The sequence below is a fragment of the Streptomyces sp. NPDC053431 genome (assembly GCF_044544925.1).
In the GTDB taxonomy this organism is placed as follows: domain Bacteria; phylum Actinomycetota; class Actinomycetes; order Streptomycetales; family Streptomycetaceae; genus Streptomyces.
In genome coordinates, this window is record NZ_JBITXX010000006.1 from 40,763 (window position 1) to 58,968 (window position 18,206).

The window sequence follows — 18,206 nt, forward strand, 5'->3', positions numbered from 1 at the left end:
TGCTTTGTCAACATCCTGTTCGATATCCGCCGGACGAGGGACGCGACCGCGACCGGGTACTTGACCGGCCGCCCGGCCCCGCCGAGGATCTTCAGCCATGGACCGAGGACAGCGCAGCCTGACCACTCTCACCGTCGACGGCGTGCTGCGCCTGAGCGCCCGGCGCGTCCCCGGCCGGACCGCCGTGCGCTACGCGGACCGTGCCTGGACCTATGCCGAACTGGACGCGGCCGTCTCCACCGCCGCCGCCCTCCTGCGCGACCCCGCGCACGGCGCCGGCCTCGCGGAGGGCGACCGGGTCGCGACCTACGCCCACAACTCCGACGCCTACCTGATCGCGTTCCTCGCGTGCGCCCGCGCCGGCCTCGTGCACGTGCCGGTGAACCACCACCTCACCGGCGACGACCTGGACTACATCCTGCGCCAGTCCGGCAGTTCCCTCGTGCTCGCCGATCCGGCGCTCGCCGACCGCGTCCCCGCCGGCCTCGCCGTACGGGCCCTGCGCGATGCCGAGGACTCGTTCCTCGCGGCGCTCGCCGACCCGGAGCCGTACGAGGCGGACCGGGACCCGGGCGAGCTCGTCCAACTGCTCTACACCTCGGGTACCACCGCCCTGCCCAAGGGTGCCATGATGACCCACCGGGCCCTGGTCCACGAGTACGCGAGCGCGATCGACGCCCTCGACCTGCACGAGGACGACCGGCCGGTGCACTCGCTGCCCCTGTACCACTCGGCGCAGATGCACGTCTTCCTGCTGCCCTACCTCGCGGTCGGCGCCGAGAACACCATCGTCGACGGACCCGACCCGGCGCTCCTGTTCGACCTGACCGAATCCGGGCGCTGCGACAGCCTGTTCGCCCCGCCGACCGTCTGGATCGGGCTCGCCAATCACCCCGATTTCGCCGTCCGCGACCTCTCCGCCCTCCGCAAGGCCTACTACGGCGCCTCGATCATGCCCGTCCCGGTCCTGGAAGGACTGCGCGCGCGGCTGCCCGCCCTGCGCTTCTACAACTGTTTCGGCCAGTCGGAGATCGGCCCCCTCGCCACCGTCCTCGGCCCCGACGAGCACGAGGGCCGGATGGACTCCTGCGGCCGGCCCGTCCGCCACGTCGAGGCGCGTGTCGTCGACGAGCACGGCAAGGACGTGCCGGACGGCACCCCCGGCGAAGTCGTCTACCGCTCACCCCAGTTGTGCACCGGCTACTGGGACAAGCCGGAGGAGACGCGCGAAGCCTTCCGGGACGGCTGGTTCCGCTCGGGCGACCTCGCGGTCCGCGACGCCGAGGGCTACTTCACGGTCGTCGACCGCGTCAAGGACGTCATCAACTCCGGGGCGTCCTGGTCGCCTCACGCCAGGTCGAGGACGCCCTCTACACCCACCCCGCGGTCGCCGAGGCGGCGGTCGTGGGCCTTCCCGACGCCCGCTGGATCGAGGCGGTCACCGCCTTCGTCGTCCCGCGGCACGACGTCACCGAGGCGGAACTCCTGGCGCACGCACGCGAGAAGCTCGCCCACTTCAAGGCCCCCAAGAGGGTGCTGTTCGTGGCCGAGCTTCCCCGCAACGCCAGCGGCAAGATCCTCAAGCGCGAACTGCGCGACCGCTACGGCGCCTCATGAAGGGTGAACGGCGTCAGCCGTCGCGTTCCTCCATCACGCAGAGGATGTTCCCCTCGCTGTCCTTGAACCAGGCGCCCCGCATGGTGTCCGTCTCGGCCACGCCGTCGACCGTCTTGATCTCCGGCAGGTCGTAGTCCTCGAACGTGACGCCCTTCGAACGCAGCTCCGACATCTCGCTGTCGAGGTCCGCGACCTTCCAGCTCGCCAGCGTGTGCGAGGCCTGGCCGCCGTACGGCGTCTCGTAGAGACCGATCGTCGTGCCACCGGTGTCCAGCCTGGTGTCCTCGGGTGCTTCCTTGATCAGGGTGAGGCCGAGGGTCTCGGTGTAGAAGCGCTTGGCGCGGGCCATGTCGTTGACCGGAATGATCGCGGCTATGGGGGAGTCCGACAGCATCGCCACCACCTCCTCCCTCCAGGCTACGCAGCGACCTCGGTCAGCGCTCGCTCCGCAGGTCCACGATCCGCTTGATCTTTCCCACCGAGCGCTCCAGGGTCTCCGGGTCGACCACCTCGACCGCGACGGACACCCCGATCCCGTCCTTGACCGCCTTCGTGATCGCCCGCGCGGCATCGTCGCGCTCCTCGGGCGTCGCGTCCGGCCGGGCCTCCGCCCGGACCGTCAGGGCGTCCAGCCGGCCCTCGCGCGTGAGCCGCAGCTGGAAGTGCGGGGCCACCGCGGGGGTGCGCAGCACGATCTCCTCGATCTGGGTGGGGAAGAGGTTCACCCCGCGCAGGATCACCATGTCGTCGCTGCGGCCCGTGACCTTCTCCATCCGCCGGAAGACCCGCGCCGTCCCGGGCAGCAGCCGGGTCAGGTCGCGGGTGCGGTAGCGCACCACCGGCATGGCCTCCTTCGTCAGGGAGGTGAAGACCAGCTCGCCCTCCTCCCCGTCCGGCAGCACCTCGCCGGTGACCGGGTCCACGATCTCCGGGTAGAAGTGGTCCTCCCAGATGTGCAGGCCGTCCTTGGTCTCCACGCACTCCTGCGCCACGCCCGGGCCCATCACCTCGGAGAGCCCGTATATGTCGACGGCGTCGATGGCGAAGCGCTCCTCGATCTCCCGGCGCATCGCCTCCGTCCACGGCTCGGCACCGAAGATCCCCACCTTCAGGGACGTGGTGCGCGGATCGACGCCCTGGCGCTCGAACTCGTCGAGCAGGGTGAGCATGTACGAGGGGGTCACCATGATGATCTCGGGCCGGAAGTCCTGGATCAGCTGCACCTGGCGGGCCGTCATGCCGCCGGAGGCCGGGATCACCGTGCAACCGAGCCGCTCGGCCCCGTAGTGCGCGCCGAGCCCGCCGGTGAACAGCCCGTAGCCGTACGCGACGTGCACCTTGTGGCCGGGCCGGCCGCCCGCCGCCCGGATGGAGCGGGCGACCACGTCCGCCCAGGTGTCGAGGTCCCGCTGGGTGTAGCCGACGACGGTGGGCCGCCCGGTCGTGCCGCTGGAGGCGTGGATGCGGCGGATCTCCGACTGCTCCACGGCGAACATCCCGAACGGGTAGTGCTCGCGCAGGTCCGTCTTGGCGGTGAAGGGGAAACGGGCCAGGTCGGCGAGCGTGCGGCAGTCCTCCGGCCGGACCCCCGCCGCGTCGAAGGACCGCCGGTAGAACGCCACGTTGTCGTAGGCGTGCCGCAGGGTCGCGCGCAGCCGCTCCAGCTGGAGCGCCTCCAGCTCGCCGCGGCCGAGCCGCTCGCCCGCGTCCAGCAGGTCAGTCATGCGCCACTCCCTCGCCCTCACGCCCGTACCACCGCGCCGTCCGTCGTAAAACGGACGACCGATCATTCGGTAGATCTTCGCGAGGCCAGTAAAACCGTCCCCACCCGGGGCTTGGCAAGAGGCTGGGACGGGTTTTCTCGAGCCTGAGCGGCACCCCCGGCGGACAGGCGGCCCGGCACCCCAGCCGGGCCGCCCACACCGACGTTATTCCCACGGCGGGGCGACGCGCGGAGAAGATCACACATTCGGGTGGGATGCGACCCGGTGGTGCGGAAACCGCGCTGGGCGGGGGAACGGGCGCGGCGGAGGATCGGCGGAGGACGCCGCTCCCGACCCCGCGAGCGCGCCCGAGCCCGGGCCGCGCCTCCCGTAATCGAGTGGCGCGGGCGTCCCGGCGGATGCTGGGGTGGAGGCCATGGACATCACCGCCCTGCGCCTGCACTACGACCGCCAGCTCCGCCTCGGCGCCCGCCCCGACGGACCCGGCGACCGCGTCGAACGCGACGGACCCGTCGTCCGCCAGACCGGTCCCGCGCACGCCTGGAACGGGGTCCTCTGGTCCGGCCTCGGCCCGCACGACGCCGACGCGGCCATCGCCGCCCAGATCCGCCACTTCCGCGCCGCAGGCCACTCCTTCGAATGGAAGCTGTACGGCCACGACGGCCCGGCCGACCTCGCCGAACGCCTCCTCGCCGCGGGCTTCACCGCCGACGAGGAGGAGACCCTGATGGTCGCCGAAGCGACCGCCCTGCCCGCCCACGAAGGGCTGCCGGCGGGTGTGGAACTGCGCGCCGTCACCGACGAGGCCGGCGTACGGATGGTGGTGGAGGTGCACGACCAGGCCTTCGGCACGGACGGCACGGACATGGGCCGCCGCCTCCTCGACCGGCTCGCCGCCGCGCCCGGCACCGTGGCCGCCGTCGTCGCCCTCGCCGACGGCGTCCCCGTCAGCGCCGCCCGCCTCGACCTCCCGCCGGACAGCGACTTCGCGGGCCTGTACAGCGGCGGCACCGTCGCCGCCTGGCGAGGGAGGGGCATCTACCGCGCCCTGGTCACGCACCGCGCCCGGATCGCCGCCGAACGCGGCTACCGCTACCTCCAGGTCGACGCGGCCCCGACCAGCCGCCCGATCCTCGCCCGCCTGGGCTTCACCGAGCTCACGACGACGACTCCCTACCTGTACGCGGTCTAGGTCCTGTCGTCGAACTCCCGCCCGCCCCGCCCTCCGGGCAACGACGGAAGTTCGACGACAGGACCTGGCGGTACCGCTCTGAGCCCGGGCGGGACATCTCCACGCCCGGGAGACTCCTACGCGCTCGGCCGGGCCCAGTGCGCCGGGCGCTCGAAGCCCTCCGGGAGGCGGGTGGCGGCGTCGCCGCGGGCCGCGTTCAGCTGGGGCTGGGTGAGGAAGAGGGCGCCGGTCAGGTCCGCGCCCGACAGGTCGGCGTCCCGCAGGTCCGCGCCGATCAGATCGGCGAGCGACAGGTCCGCCCCGCTCAGGTCCGCCGCGATGAGCAGCGCCCCGCGCAGGTCGGCGCCCCGCAGCTTCGCCCCGCGCAGCCGGGCCCCGAGGAGGTCGGCGCCGCGCTTGTTCTTCGGCCGTCCGCCGGCGGCCGCGCGGACGAGGGCGCTGCTCTTGAGGAGCAGCGGGTTCACCTCGGCCCGTACGGGAGCGACGTCCAGCTTCTCCAGCTCGTCCGCCGAACCCTCGGTCAGCGCGGTCACCCGGGCCAGGGCCCGGTCGAGGTCGCGGTGGAGCGGGCGGGTCGCGGTCAGCGCCCGGGCCTCCGCGAGGTAGCGCAGCAGCTCGTGCAGCTGGCGCATCACCGGGAACACCTCGTACATCTGCCGGGCGGTGTCCGGCGCCTCCCGCCAGGACACCCCGCCGAAGGTCACCTGGGAGACCTGCTGGCCGGCCCCGAAGCAGTCGTAGACCGTGCAGCCCGGGAAGCCGCGTTCCCGCAGCCGGGTGTGGATGCCGCACCGGAAGTCCTCCTGGAGGTTCCGGCAGGGTTCGCCCGAGGACTTGTCGACCGCGAAGTCGGCGGACCGGGCGAAGGGGAGGGCGACACAGCACAGTCCGAAGCAGTTCGCGCAGTCGCCGCGCAGCTCGACCTGGGGAAGCTCGGCCCGACGGGGCTCGGACGGACGGGTCTCGGACACGGTGGAGCGGCTTCCTTCGCTGGTGGAGGCGGACATCCCACCGTATCGCGCCCTCGGCGAACCCGGTTGCCGCGCTTCGTTCCACGCGGCGATGATCGGCGGCATGCCTCAGTTCACGACGTACGACGGAACGGAACTCTCCTACCGGGTGCGCGGCACGGGGGAACCCCTGCTGGTGCTGCCCGGCGGCCCCATGCGTGACGCGGACTACCTCGGCGACCTCGGGGGACTGACCGCACACCGCACCCTGTTCGTGCTCGACGCGCGCGGCACCGGCGGCAGCGCCGTGCCGGCCGACCCCACGAGCTACCGCTGCGACCGCCAGGTCGCCGACGTCGAGGCCTTCCGCGCCCACCTCGGTCTCGAGCGGATCGACCTCCTCGGGCACTCCGCCGGCGGCAACCTGGCCACCCTGTACGCCGCCGCGCACCCCGACCGGATCGGCTCCCTCGCCCTGGTCACCCCGGGCGGCCGGGCGGTCGGCGTCGCGGTCACCGACGAGGAGTGGGACAGGGCCGCCGAGGTCCACGCGGGCGCGCCCTGGTACCCGGAGGCCCGGGCTGCCCTGGACTCCCTCGACGCCTCCACCCCGCCGGAGGAGGCCGCGGCGATCGTCATGCCCTTCGCCTACGGCCGCTGGGACGCGGCCGCCCAGGCCCACGCGGCCCGCGTCCGGGAGCAGACCAACTGGGCCGCGGCGCGCGCCTACTACGGGGACGGCGCCTTCGACCCCGAGGCCACCCGGCGTGCGCTGCGCCGGCTGACCGCGCCCGTCCTCGTCCTCGCGGGCGGGTACGACGCGGGCCCCACGCCGGAGAAGGCCGCCGAGATCGCCGCCTGCTTCCCCCACGCCGAGGTCGCGGTCCAGCCGGCCGCCGGACACTTCCCGTGGCTCGACGACGCGGGCGCCTTCCTGCGCCCGGTCGTCGCCTTCCTCGACCCGGACGTCCGCACGGTCACGGTCGACGGCGTCCGCCTCGCCTACCGGGTCAGCGGCCCGGAGGACGCCGAGCCGGTCGTTCTGGTGCACGGGCGGGGCGCCGACAGCGCGGACTGGGCCGGGATCGCCGCGGAGCTGGCGGCCGACCGCCGGGTGTACGCCCTCGACCTGCGCGGCCACGGACTGAGCGACTGGCCCGGGCACTACGGCTTCCCGGTGTTCCGCGACGAACTGGCCGGCTTCCTGAAGGCCTTCGGCCTGAACGGGGTCACCGTCGTCGGACACTCGATGGGTGCCGGCGCCGCCTGTCTGCTGGCCCAGCGCGAACCGGACCTGATCGGCCGGCTCGTCCTGGAGGAGCCTCCGTGCTTCGTCCCCCTGGACCCGCCGCGCGGCCCGAAGGACCCACCGGAGGAGCCGGTCGCCCTGGACTGGGCGGTCGTGCGCGCCACCGACGCCGAGCTGAACGACCCCGACCCGGAGTGGCGCGAGCGGCTCGGGAGGATCACCGCCCCCACCCTGGTCATCGGCGGCGGCCCCTCCAGCCATCTGCCGCAGGACCGGCTCGCGGAGCTCGCCGAGTTGGTCCAGGACGGCCTGCTGGTGACCTTGAACGGCGGACACCTGGTGCACACCGAGCGCTCGGCCGGGTTCCTGGCCGCCCTGCGGACGTTCGGCGTCTGACGGGCGGGGCCTCGGTCAGGCCCCCGCCTCGGCGTCCGCCTCCACCGCCACCGACCGGGCCCAGCGGTAGTCCGCCTTGCCGCTGGGGGAGCGCTGGACGGTGTCGGTGAGGACGAGCTGGCGCGGCACCTTGTAGCCGGCGAGGCGGGTGCGGCAGTGGGCCTGGACCGCCGCGAGGTCCAGGGGCGCCGCGCCGTCCCGCAGTTGGACGACCGCCGCCACGTGGTTGCCCCACCGGGCGTCCGGTACGCCGGCGACGAGGGCGTCGTAGACGTCCGGGTGGGACTTGAGCGCCTGCTCGACCTCCTCCGGGTAGACCTTCTCGCCGCCGGTGTTGATGCACTGCGAGCCGCGGCCGAGGACGGTGACGATGCCCTGCTCGTCGACGGTGGCCATGTCGCCGAGCAGGACCCAGCGTTCGTCGCCCTTCCGGAAGAAGGTCTCCGCGGTCTTCGCGGGGTCGTTGTAGTAGCCGAGCGGCACGTGGCCGCGCTGGGCGAGGCGGCCGATCTCACCGACGCCGACCGGTTCGTGGGTGGCCGGGTCGACGACCTGGGTGCGCTCGTTGACGTGCAGCCGGAAGCCCTTGGCGGGCCCCGAGTCGTCGGTCGCGCGCCCGTTGGAGCCCGACTCGGACGAGCCGAAGTTGTTGAGCAGCAGCACGTGCGGGGCGAGGGCCCGGAACTGGTCGCGCACGGTGTCCGACATGATCGCCCCGGACGAGGAGAGGCTGAAGAGCGACGACAGGTCGGTGCCCTTGAGCGGTCCGTGCAGGGCGTCGACCAGGGGCCGCAGCATCGCGTCGCCGACCAGCGAGACGCTCGACACCTTCTCCTTCTCGATGGTGCGCAGCACCTCCTCGGGCACGTATTTGCGGTGGATCACCACCCGCTGCCCGTAGTTGAAGGCGATGAACGAGGTGAGCGTGGACGTGCCGTGCATCAGCGGGGGAGTGGGGAAGAAGGTGAGCCCCGCGCCGCCCGCGGCGACCCGCTCGGCGAGCTCCTCCGGGCGCTTGACCGGCTCGCCGCTGGGGTCGCCGCCGAAGAGGCCGGCGAAGAACAGGTCCTCCTGGCGCCACATCACGCCCTTGGGCATGCCCGTGGTGCCGCCGGTGTAGATGACGAAGAGATCGTCGGGCGAGCGCGGCGCGAAACCGCGCTCCGGTGAACCGGCCGCCTCCGCCTCGGTGAACGCGAGGCAGTCGAGAGCGGGGGCGCCCTCGCGCGGGGTCCCCACCCGCACGAGGTGCCGCAGCTTCTCCGTCTGCGGCAGCGCGGCCGCGACCCGCTCGGTGAACTCGGCGTCGAAGACGAGCGCGGCCAGGTCGGCGTCGCGGTAGAGGTAGACCAGCTCCTCCTCCACGTACCGGTAGTTGACGTTGACCGGCACGAGCCGGGCCTTGAGGCAGGCGAGCACGGTCTGCAGGTACTCGACGCCGTTGTAGAGGTGGAGGCCGAGGTGCTCGCCGGGGCGCAGGCCCGAGTCGACGAGGTGGTGGGCGAGCCGGTTGGCGGCGGCGTCGAGCTCGGCGTAGGTCAGCCGGCGCTCGGCCCCGGTGCCCGGGTGGTCGACGTACACCAGCGCCTCGCGGTCCGGGACCACGTCGACGACCGATTCGAACAGGTCGGCAAGGTTGTACTCCACCGTTCCTCCTGATCCTGGCCCGGACTGACCCCGTCGGTCACTGGGCGGTCATTAGAGCGCCGACCGGCGGAGGTGGGAAGGGGGTGCGCAGAAGAATCTGACTGAGTGTCAGAAAACTATTGAACTGGATCCGCCACTACTGCAACCTGTTCCAGAAATGGAGCCGGGAGTCGGGAGACGGCGGACATGACAGACGCGGGCGACACGAACGTCACGGCAGACACGGGCGACACACACGCCAAGGCAGACACGTCGGGCACCCCAGGCACGGCAGACACGTCGGAGACGTCAGGCACCTCCGCGAGGGACGGCGCCGGCGGTTCCCGTGCCACCGTCCGCGGCACCGAACACCTCGACGTACGACGCGAAGGCGCCACCCTCGTCCTCACCCTGAACCGGCCGGAGGCCATGAACGCGCTCTCGCTGCCGATGCTCGTCGGGCTCTACGACGGCTGGCTGGCGGCCGACGCCGACGACACGATCCGCTCGGTCGTCCTCACCGGCGCCGGCGGCTCCTTCTGTGCCGGCATGGACCTCAAGGCGCTCGCCGGCAAGGGCATGGCGGGCGACCGGTACCGGGACCGGATGACGGCCGACCCCGACCTGCACTGGAAGGCCATGCTGCGGCACCACCGCCCGCGCAAGCCGGTCATCGCCGCCGTCGAGGGCCACTGCGTCGCCGGCGGCACCGAGATCCTCCAGGGCACCGACATCCGGGTGGCCGGCGCCTCCGCCACCTTCGGCCTCTTCGAGGTCCGGCGCGGCCTCTTCCCGATCGGCGGCTCCACGGTCCGGCTGCCCCGCCAGATCCCGCGCACCCACGCCCTCGAAATGCTCCTCACCGGCCGCCCGTACACCGCCGAGGAGGCCGCGGGCATCGGTCTCGTCGGCCGGGTCGTCCCCGACGGCACCGCCCTGGAGACCGCCCTGGAGATCGCCGAACGGATCAACGCCTGCGGGCCGCTCGCCGTCGAGGCCGTCAAGGCGTCCGTCTACGAGACCGCCGAGATGACGGAGCAGGAGGGCCTGGCCGCGGAACTCGAGCGCGGCTGGCCGATCTTCGCCACGGCGGACGCGAAGGAGGGCGCCCAGGCCTTCGCCGAGAAGCGCCCGCCGGTCTACCGCCGGGAGTGACCCGCGGAACGGCCCCGCCGCAGGCGCATCCGCCCCCGCCCACCCAGTCAGGAGCCAGCATGACCGACGCCCTCGAAACCCTCCGCGCCCCGCTCGTCGTCGAGTTCCCCTTCACCCGCTCCCTCGGGCCGGTCCAGTCCGCCTTCCTCACCGGCCTGCGCGAGCGTGTCCCGCTCGGCGTGCGCACCGAGGCCGGACGCGTGCTCGTGCCGCCCGTCGAGTACGACCCCGAGACCGCCGCCGAACTACGCGAACTCGTCGAGGTCGGGGACACCGGCACCGTCACCACCTGGGCCTGGAACCCCGAGCCCCGCCGCGGCCAGCCGCTCGCGACCCCCTTCGCCTGGGTGCTCGTCCGTCTCGACGGCGCCGACACCGCCCTCCTGCACGCCCTCGACGTCCCCGGGCCCGAGGCCGTACGCACCGGCCTGCGGGTCAGGATCCGCTGGGCCGCCGAACGGCACGGCGCCATCACCGACATCGCCTGCTTCGAGCCGGCCGAGGACGCCCCGGCGGCGCGACACGAACCCCGCCCGCACGCCGCGGACTTCGCCGAGCCCGTCACCGGCATCGTCGCCGCGGCCCGGCTCGACTACACCTACAGCCCGGGGCGCGCCCAGACCGCCTACCTCCGCTCCCTCGCCGAACGACGCACGGTCGGCGAGCGCTGCCCGTCCTGCGCCAAGGTCTACGTCCCGCCCCGCGGCGCCTGCCCCACCTGCGGCGTCGCGACCACCGAGCGGGTCGAGGTCGGCCCGCGCGGCACCGTCACGACCTTCTGCATCGTCAACATCAAGGCGAAGAACCTCGACATCGAGGTCCCGTACGTCTACGCCCACATCGCCCTCGACGGCGCCGGCCTCGCCCTGCACGGCCGGATCGCCGGCATCCCGTACGACCAGGTCCGCATGGGGCTCCGGGTCGAGCCCGTGTGGAGCGAGGGCGGCCGCTACCCCGACCACTACCGCCCGAGCGGAGAGCCGGACGCCGACTACGACACGTACAAGGAGCTCCTGTGACCGCAGCACGCCGGGACGTCGCCATCGTCGCCTTCGCCCAGACCGACCACACCCGCCGCACCGACGACCTCTCCGAGGTCGAGATGGTGATGCCGGTCCTGCACGAGGTGCTGCGCCAGACGGGCCTGAGGACCTCCGACATCGGTTTCACCTGCTCCGGCTCCTCCGACTACCTCGCCGGACGCGCCTTCTCCTTCACCATGGCCCTCGACGGCGTCGGCGCCTGGCCGCCCATCTCCGAGTCCCACGTGGAGATGGACGGCGCCTGGGCGCTCTACGAGGCCTGGGTGAAGCTGCTCACCGGAGAGGCCGACACGGCGCTCGTGTACGCGTACGGGAAGTCCTCGCCCGGCTCCGTGCGCGACGTGCTGACCCGCCAGCTCGACCCGTACTACGTGGCCCCCCTGTGGCCCGACTCCGTCGCCCTCGCCGCCCTCCAGGCGCAGGCCCTGATCGACGCCGGACACACCGACGAGCCCGCGCTCGCCTCGATCGCGACCCGCAGCCGCCAGGACGCCGCCGCCAATCCGCATGCCCAGCTCCCCGGGGCACGGCCCCAGGGCGACCACCTCGTGGCCCCCCTCCGCACCGGCGACTGCCCGCCCGTCGGCGACGGCGCCGCCGCGGTCGTCCTCGCCACCGGTGAGCGCGCCCGCGCCCTGTGCGCCCGGCCCGCCTGGATCACCGGCATGGACCACCGCATCGAGGCCCACTCCCTCGGCGTCCGCGACCTCACCGACTCGCCCTCCACCCGGCTCGCCGCCGAGCGAGCCGGTGCCTTCGACGCGACCGCCGGCCCTCTCGACACCGCCGAACTGCACGCGCCGTTCACCTCCCAGGAGGTCGTCCTGCGCAGGGCCCTGCGCCTCGGCGACGACGTCCGCGTCAACCCGTCCGGCGGCGCCCTCGCGGCCAACCCCATGATGGCCGCCGGCCTCATCCGGCTCGGCGAGGCCGCCGCCCGCATCCACCGCGGCGCCTCCGACCGCGCCCTCGCCCACGCCACCTCCGGGCCCTGCCTCCAGCAGAACCTGGTCGCCGTCCTGGAAGGGGACTCGCATGCCTGAGGCCGCCACATCGAAGGAATGCGTCGCGATCGTCGGCATCGGCCAGACGAAGCACGTCGCCGCCCGACGGGACGTCTCGCTCGCCGGGCTCGTCCGCGAGGCGGCCCGGCGCGCCCTGGACGACGCCGAGCTGACCTGGGCGGACGTCGACGCCGTCGTCATCGGCAAGGCCCCCGACTTCTTCGAGGGCGTGATGATGCCGGAGCTCTACCTCGCCGACGCGCTCGGCGCGGTCGGCAAGCCGATGCTCCGCGTCCACACCGCCGGATCCGTCGGCGGCTCCACCGCCCTCGTCGCCGCGAACCTCGTCGCCGCCCGGGTCCACCGCACCGTCCTCACCCTCGCCTTCGAGAAGCAGTCGGAGTCGAACGCCATGTGGGGCCTCTCGCTGCCCGTCCCCTTCCAGCAGCCGCTGCTGGCCGGCGCGGGCGGCTTCTTCGCCCCCCACGTACGCGCCTACATGCGGCGCACCGGCGCCCCCGACACGATCGGCTCCCTCGTCGCCTACAAGGACCGCCGCAACGCGCTCAGGAACCCGTACGCCCATCTCCACGAGCACGACATCACCCTGGAGAAGGTGCAGTCCTCGCCGATGCTCTGGGACCCCATCCGCTACTCGGAGACCTGCCCGTCGTCCGACGGAGCCTGCGCGATGATCCTCACCGACCGGGCGGGCGCCGCCCGTTCGCCCCGGCCACCCGCCTGGATGCTCGGCGGTGCGATGCGCAGCGAACCCACTCTCTTCGCCGGCAAGGACTTCGTCTCGCCGCAGGCCGGGCGGGACTGCGCCGCCGACGTCTACCGTCAGGCGGGCATCACGGACCCGCGCCGCCAGATCGACGCCGTCGAGATGTACGTGCCGTTCTCCTGGTACGAGCCGATGTGGCTGGAGAACCTCGGCTTCGCGGAGGAGGGCGAGGGCTGGAAGCTCACCGAGGCGGGCGTCACCGAGATCGGCGGCGACCTGCCCGTGAACCCCTCCGGCGGTGTGCTGTCCACCAACCCCATCGGGGCCTCCGGCATGATCCGCTTCGCGGAGGCCGCCCTCCAGGTACGGGGCCAGGCCGGCGAGCACCAGGTGGAGGGGGCGCGCACGGCGCTCGGACACGCGTACGGAGGGGGCGCGCAGTTCTTCTCCATGTGGCTCGTCGGCGACCGGCCGCCCACGGTCTGAGGTCTGTCGGCGCCCCGGAGCGCTCGCTACGCTGAGGCCCGGACGCACAGCGCAGCGTGACGCACGATGCGTGGGAAGACCCGAGAGGAGCATGGACGTGACGGACAGCACCATGACCCAGCACGCCTGGTCGGCGCAGGACCTTCCGGACCTCGACCTGTCACAGGCGGACTGGCGCTCCGGCAGCCAGGGCGTGGGGGACGTCCAGATCGCGTTCGTCGAGGGCTTCATAGCGATGCGCAACGGGCGTCGGCCGGAGGCGCCGTCCATCGTGTTCACCCCGGCGGAGTGGCGGGCGTTCGTGGTGAACGCGCGGGACGGCGAGTTCGACCTGACCTGAACCGGGGCGGCCAATCCCGCCTGACCGGCGCGGGACGGGGAGCCGTCCCCCAGGGACCGCCCTAGGGTGGTGATCATGCACGCGGAACGTGATCTGACCCGGCTGCTCGCCGGGATGCGGCCGGAGCTCCACCCGGGCGGCTACGTCTTCACCACCGTCGACGGCCCGGCTCCGGCGGGCCTCGCCCCGGTCGTCACCGTCGCCGAGCGCGAGGGCCTGACGATGGTCGTACGCCAGGAGGACGCCGACGCGGCCTCGCTGGCGTACGACTACGTGGCCGGCTGGATCACCCTGCGGGTCCACTCGGCGCTCGACGCCGTCGGCCTGACGGCGGCCGTCGCGGGAGCCCTCGCCGAGGCCGGGCTCAGCTGCAACGTCGTCGCCGGTTTCCACCACGACCACCTCTTCGTCGAACACGCCCGGGCCGAGGAGGCGTTGGCGGTCCTGGAGGCGCTCGCACGGCGATTCTGAGGCCCTTTCACACAAGCTGCACAATCTTCCTCCTCTGGGGCGCTGCCCGGCGTACGCTGGGGTTTTCGTGGGGCCGCGACCCCGACGCACCCCTTGTGCGCCGGGTGTGCGCCCCCAGCGTGGGGTGGGGTGGACCATGGCAGCACAGACCGGCGGACCGGCCGGCCGAGGCTTCGGCCTCATCGAGCGCGAGGCGGAACTCGCGGCGGCAGAGGAAGCGTTGAACCTGCTGACGGGCCACGGCGTGGGGGCGTCGTGGCCGGAGGAGGCGGTAGCCGCCGCGGAGCGGGCCGGCACCGAGGGGGCCGTCGGCGCCGAGGAGGGGGCCGGCACCGAGGGGGCCGTCGGGACCGAGGCGGCGGTCGGTACCGACGGAGGGGTCGCGCGCGTCCCCCGCCCCCGGCAGGCGCCCGGCGCGCCCCTGCTGCGCGTGGTGCGGGGCGGCGGGACCGGCAGCGACGGGGGACGGCGCGGCCGCGGTGTCCGGCGCGGCGGCGTGCTCGCGTACGCCGCGCCCGCCGGCCTCGGGAAGACCACGCTGCTCGCCGAGATCCGGCGGCGGGCCGCCGCCAAGGGGTGCACGGTGCTGTCCGCGCGCGGCGGCGACCAGGAGCAGCGGGTCGCGTTCCACGTGGCGCGGCAGCTGCTGCAGCCGCAGCTCGCCGCCGCCTCCCGGACCGAGCTGCGCGAGCGGCTCGGGAGCTGGTACGACATCGTCGGGCCCGCGCTCGGCCTGTGCACCGCCGCCGAGGGCGCGCCGCCGGACCCGCAGGGCCTGCGGGACGGGCTCGACTGGGTGCTCACCCATCTCGCGGTACGCCGCGCCCCGCTCGTCGTCGTCCTCGACGACGCGCACTGGGCCGACCCCGAGTCGCTCGGCTGGCTCTCCGCGTTCGCGCCGCGGGCCGAGGAGCTGCCCATGCTGCTCGTGGTGGCCTACCGCCCGGACGAACTCCCCGAGTCCGGTCAGGAGTTCACCGGCCGCCGGTCCGGCCAGCGGCCGCTCGGCCTGGAGCCCCTCACCTCGACCGCCATCGCCCGGCTGATGCGCGACCGCGTCGGCGCCCACGCCGACGACGCCTTCTGCCGTGAGTGCTGGGCCGTCACCTCCGGCAACCCCTTCGAGGCCGTCGAGCTCGCCGCCAGGATCCGCGACCGGGGCCTGGAGCCCGTCGCCGACCGGGCCCCCGCGCTGCGCGACCTCGCCGCCGCCGCGAAGGGCAGCGGCCTGATCGCCCAGATCGAGCGGCTCGGCACCGCCACCGTCCGGCTCGCCTGGGCCTGCGCCGTCCTCGGCACCGAGATCTCCCCGCAGCTCGCCGGCGCCGTCGCCGGACTCGGCGGCGAGGAGGTCGCCCGCAGCGCGGGACTGCTGCGCCGCGCCCGCGTCCTCGCCGAGGCGCCCGACGACGAGACCGACACCCTCGAGTTCGTCCACCCCCTCATCGCCACCGCCGTCTACGACGCCATCCCCGCCGCCACCCGCGTCGCCCTGCACGGCCAGGCCGCCTGGTGCGTCGTCGACGCCGGGCTCGGCCCCACCGCCGCCGCCCGCCACCTCGTCGAGACCCATCCCGAGGGCGACCCGTGGGTGGTCCAGAACCTGCGCGCCGCCGCCCAGGAGACCCTGCGGGCGGGCGCCCCCGACACCGCCCGCCGCTATCTCGCCCGCGCCCTGCGCGAGCCCCCCGACCGCGACGAGCGGGCCGCCGTCCTCTTCGAGCTCGGCTGCGCCTCCCTCCTCACCGAGCCCGCCACCACCGTCAACCACCTGCGCGCCGCCCTGGAGGAGCCGGTCGCCGAGCCCGCCCTGCGGCACGGCATCGTCTACCGGCTCTCCCAGGTCCTCGCCCACAGCGACCGGCTCGTCGAGGCCTCCGAGCTCCTCGGCCACGAGTCCCGGCTCACCACCGACGCCCGCAGCCGGCTGCGCATGCAGTCCGAGAAGTTCATGTGGGACGCCTTCCGCGCCGACGAGCCCGACTCGCCGGCCCGCTCCCGCCGGCTTGCCCGGCTCGCCGACCGGCTCACCGGCCGCGACCTCACCGAGCGCTACATCATCGGTCTGCGCGCCTGGGACGCCACCGTGCGCGCCGAACCGTCCGCCGTCGCCGTCGGCCACGCCGAGCGCGCCCTGGAGGGCGGCCTCAGCTGGGCCGACGAGAGCCGCGGCTTCGAGGTCCCCGTCCTCGTCGCCCTCACCTTCCTCTACGCCGACCGGCCCGGCCGCGCCGAGGAGCTGTTCGCCGCCGGCACCGCCGAGTTCGAGCGACAGGGCTGGCGTGGCGCCCACCTCTCCTTCGCGTACACCCTCCTCGGCTACATCCGCTACCGGCGCGGCCGGCTCGTCGAGGCCGAGGACTTCGTGCGCGCGGGCCTCCGGCTCGCGGAGCGGGTGGGCCCCCGGACGCCCGCCCAGTGGTACGCCACCGGCGTCATGATCGAGGTGCTGCTCGCCCGGGGCCGTACGGAGGAGGCCGAGCGGGTCGCCCGCACCCACGACTTCGGGGAGCCCTTCCCGGCCGCCGTCACCTTCCCCGACTCCCAGACCGTGCACGCCGAACTGCTCCTCGCCACCGGGCGCACCGAGGAGGCCGCCGCCGAGCTCGCCGCCGTCGGACGCCGCCTCGACCCGCGCGGGATGCGCAACCCGGCCTGGTGCCCCTGGCAGTCCCACCTGGCCCTCGCCGAGGCGTGCGAGACCCCCGGACGGGCCCGCGACACGGCCCTCGCCGCCGTGGCCCGTGCCCGCCAGTACGGCGCGCCCTCCGCGATCGGCCAGGCGCTCCGCGTCACCGCCGAGGTCTCCCCGGACATCGAGCGGGTCAAGCTCCTGGAGGAGTCCGTCGACTGGCTCGACCGCTCGCCCGCCGCGTACGAGCTGGCCCGCTCCCTCGTCGCCCTCGGCACCGCGCTGCGCCGCACGGGCCGCACCCACGAGGCCGCCGGGCACCTCTACCGGGGCCTGGAGACCGCCCAGAGCTGCGGCGCGGACGGACTCGTCGAGGACGCGCGGGCCGAGCTCGCCGCCGCCGGGCTGCGGCCCCGCGCGCTGCTGCCGGCCGGCACCGACACGCTCACCGCCCGTGAGCGGACCGCCGCCGAGCTGACCGCCCGCGGCCAGGACCCGGCCGCCGTCCTCGGCGTCGACCGGGCCACCGCCACCCGCCTGCTCTCCGCCGTCTACCGCAAGCTCGGCACCGACCGCGCCGGACTCGCCCAGGCACTCCGGGGCGGAGCAGGCTGACGCCGCCCCGGCGCGCCGCGACGCGCGCCGGGCCACGTACCATGGCGGTATGTCCTTCCTCCGCCGCCGCAGCGCCGCCACACCCGCGGGTCCGGACTTCGACGTCCTGGCCATGGACCCCGGGGACTGGCCCGGCAATCTCGGCGCCGGCCTGCTCCCGGCACCCGACGGCAGCTGCCAGGGCGTGTTCCTCCGCTACGACCTGTTCGGCGGCCGCGGCCCCGCGATGATCATCGGCAATCTGCCCGAGGGCTCCCCGGCGCGTGAGCTCGCCGACGGGCAGATCCCCTTCGAGGTGGCCCAGCTGCTGGCCGCCCTGGAGAACGACGAGCCGGTCGAGGTGCTCGACCGCGAGGACGTGCCGGTGATGCAGGGCGACAACCTGCTCATCGTGCGCCGCCTCAAGCTCTCCGAGAGCCGCATCTCCTGCGTGCAGTTCGACCGCAGCGACAACGTCCTGGTCACCATCGCCAGTTGGGACCGGCCCATCACCGACGACCTGTACGCGCTGCTGAAGCCGCTGCCCGCCGAGCTGTTCCAGCAGGGCTGACCGGGAGGCGGGGGGCCGATGAGCGCACGCGTCGACAGCTGGATCTGGGCCGTCCGGCTCACCAAGACCCGCTCCCAGGCCGCCGCGGCCTGCCGGGCCGGGCACGTGAAGGTCAACGGGGAGCGGGCCAAGCCCGCCCAGCCCGTGAAGCCGGGCGACGAGGTCCGCCTCTTCCACGGCGGCCGCCAGCGGATCGTCGAGGTGAAGCAGCTGCTCACCAAGCGGGTCGGCCCGCCCGCGGCGGCCGAGGCCTACGTCGACAACAGCCCGCCCCCGCCGCCCCGCGAACACGTGGCCGTCGCCGGTGTGCGCGACCGGGGCGCCGGCCGCCCCACCAAGCGCGACCGCCGCGAACTCGACCAGCTGCGCGGCCCGCGGCCGTAACGGAAACGACGACGGGCCCCCGGGGCATCGCACCCGGGGGCCCGT

15 protein-coding genes and 1 pseudogene are annotated in these 18,206 nt (G+C 74.0%); 12 read left to right on the forward strand and 4 right to left on the reverse strand.

Annotated elements, in window-relative coordinates; all coding sequences use genetic code 11:
* Nucleotides 1-97 precede the first annotated feature (97 nt).
* A pseudogene (locus tag ACIGXE_RS16785) lies at nucleotides 98-1,617 on the forward strand (fatty acyl-CoA synthetase).
* A 13-nt stretch (nucleotides 1,618-1,630) separates the two neighbouring features.
* Here the strand turns inward: ACIGXE_RS16785 and ACIGXE_RS16790 are convergent.
* Nucleotides 1,631-2,011: a VOC family protein gene (locus ACIGXE_RS16790; protein WP_399747913.1), complete on the reverse strand. Its 381-nt coding sequence runs from the start codon at nucleotides 2,009-2,011 to the stop codon at nucleotides 1,631-1,633.
* 40 nt (nucleotides 2,012-2,051) lie between these two features.
* A complete protein-coding gene (gene paaK, locus ACIGXE_RS16795) occupies nucleotides 2,052-3,341 on the reverse strand; it encodes a phenylacetate--CoA ligase PaaK (RefSeq protein WP_399747915.1) in 1,290 nt (429 codons plus the stop codon).
* Nucleotides 3,342-3,756: 415 nt separating this feature from the next.
* On the opposite strand from paaK, the gene ACIGXE_RS16800 reads away from it, so the two are divergent.
* Nucleotides 3,757-4,533, forward strand: a complete 777-nt coding sequence (locus ACIGXE_RS16800) for a GNAT family N-acetyltransferase (protein WP_399747917.1) — start codon at nucleotides 3,757-3,759, stop codon at nucleotides 4,531-4,533.
* Nucleotides 4,534-4,649: 116 nt separating this feature from the next.
* Here ACIGXE_RS16800 and ACIGXE_RS16805 read toward each other — a convergent pair whose 3' ends face one another.
* On the reverse strand, nucleotides 4,650-5,540 hold the full coding sequence (locus tag ACIGXE_RS16805) for a pentapeptide repeat-containing protein (RefSeq protein WP_399747919.1): 891 nt from the start codon (nucleotides 5,538-5,540) through the stop codon (nucleotides 4,650-4,652).
* Between the two features lie 67 nt (nucleotides 5,541-5,607).
* On the opposite strand from ACIGXE_RS16805, the gene ACIGXE_RS16810 reads away from it, so the two are divergent.
* Nucleotides 5,608-7,128 carry an alpha/beta fold hydrolase gene (locus tag ACIGXE_RS16810; RefSeq protein WP_399747921.1) on the forward strand — a complete coding sequence of 507 codons (1,521 nt, stop codon included), beginning with the start codon at nucleotides 5,608-5,610 and terminating at the stop codon, nucleotides 7,126-7,128.
* A gap of 15 nt (nucleotides 7,129-7,143) precedes the next feature.
* Here the strand turns inward: ACIGXE_RS16810 and ACIGXE_RS16815 are convergent, their stop codons facing one another.
* Nucleotides 7,144-8,775 (reverse strand): acyl-CoA synthetase, encoded by a 1,632-nt coding sequence (locus ACIGXE_RS16815; RefSeq protein WP_399747923.1) that lies wholly within the window; start codon nucleotides 8,773-8,775, stop codon nucleotides 7,144-7,146.
* A gap of 186 nt (nucleotides 8,776-8,961) precedes the next feature.
* Here ACIGXE_RS16815 and ACIGXE_RS16820 point away from each other — a divergent pair, with 186 nt between their 5' ends.
* From ACIGXE_RS16820 to ACIGXE_RS16860, 9 genes are all read left to right on the forward strand, one after another.
* Nucleotides 8,962-9,909, forward strand: a complete 948-nt coding sequence (locus ACIGXE_RS16820) for a crotonase/enoyl-CoA hydratase family protein (protein WP_399747925.1) — start codon at nucleotides 8,962-8,964, stop codon at nucleotides 9,907-9,909.
* A gap of 59 nt (nucleotides 9,910-9,968) precedes the next feature.
* Complete coding sequence (locus tag ACIGXE_RS16825; RefSeq protein WP_399747926.1) at nucleotides 9,969-10,928, forward strand: Zn-ribbon domain-containing OB-fold protein; 960 nt, start codon at nucleotides 9,969-9,971, stop codon at nucleotides 10,926-10,928.
* The gene (locus tag ACIGXE_RS16830) at nucleotides 10,925-11,995 is read left to right on the forward strand and encodes a thiolase domain-containing protein (protein WP_399747928.1); all 1,071 of its coding nucleotides are present in this window, start codon (nucleotides 10,925-10,927) and stop codon (nucleotides 11,993-11,995) included. The genes ACIGXE_RS16825 and ACIGXE_RS16830 overlap by 4 nt, the downstream gene beginning before the upstream one ends.
* Nucleotides 11,988-13,169: a thiolase domain-containing protein gene (locus ACIGXE_RS16835; protein WP_399747930.1), complete on the forward strand. Its 1,182-nt coding sequence runs from the start codon at nucleotides 11,988-11,990 to the stop codon at nucleotides 13,167-13,169. The genes ACIGXE_RS16830 and ACIGXE_RS16835 overlap by 8 nt, the downstream gene beginning before the upstream one ends.
* A 91-nt stretch (nucleotides 13,170-13,260) precedes the next feature.
* Complete coding sequence (locus ACIGXE_RS16840) at nucleotides 13,261-13,509, forward strand: DUF397 domain-containing protein (RefSeq protein WP_399747932.1); 249 nt, start codon at nucleotides 13,261-13,263, stop codon at nucleotides 13,507-13,509.
* Between the two features lie 75 nt (nucleotides 13,510-13,584).
* A complete protein-coding gene (locus ACIGXE_RS16845; RefSeq protein ID WP_399747934.1) occupies nucleotides 13,585-13,980 on the forward strand; it encodes an ACT domain-containing protein in 396 nt (131 codons plus the stop codon).
* Nucleotides 13,981-14,116: 136 nt separating this feature from the next.
* Entirely contained in the window at nucleotides 14,117-17,227 is a 3,111-nt protein-coding gene (locus ACIGXE_RS16850; protein WP_399747935.1) for an ATP-binding protein, read from the forward strand.
* Between the two features lie 49 nt (nucleotides 17,228-17,276).
* Nucleotides 17,277-17,777 carry a hypothetical protein gene (locus ACIGXE_RS16855; protein WP_399747937.1) on the forward strand — a complete coding sequence of 167 codons (501 nt, stop codon included), beginning with the start codon at nucleotides 17,277-17,279 and terminating at the stop codon, nucleotides 17,775-17,777.
* Between the two features lie 18 nt (nucleotides 17,778-17,795).
* Nucleotides 17,796-18,161 carry an RNA-binding S4 domain-containing protein gene (locus ACIGXE_RS16860; RefSeq protein WP_399747939.1) on the forward strand — a complete coding sequence of 122 codons (366 nt, stop codon included), beginning with the start codon at nucleotides 17,796-17,798 and terminating at the stop codon, nucleotides 18,159-18,161.
* Nucleotides 18,162-18,206 lie beyond the last annotated feature (45 nt).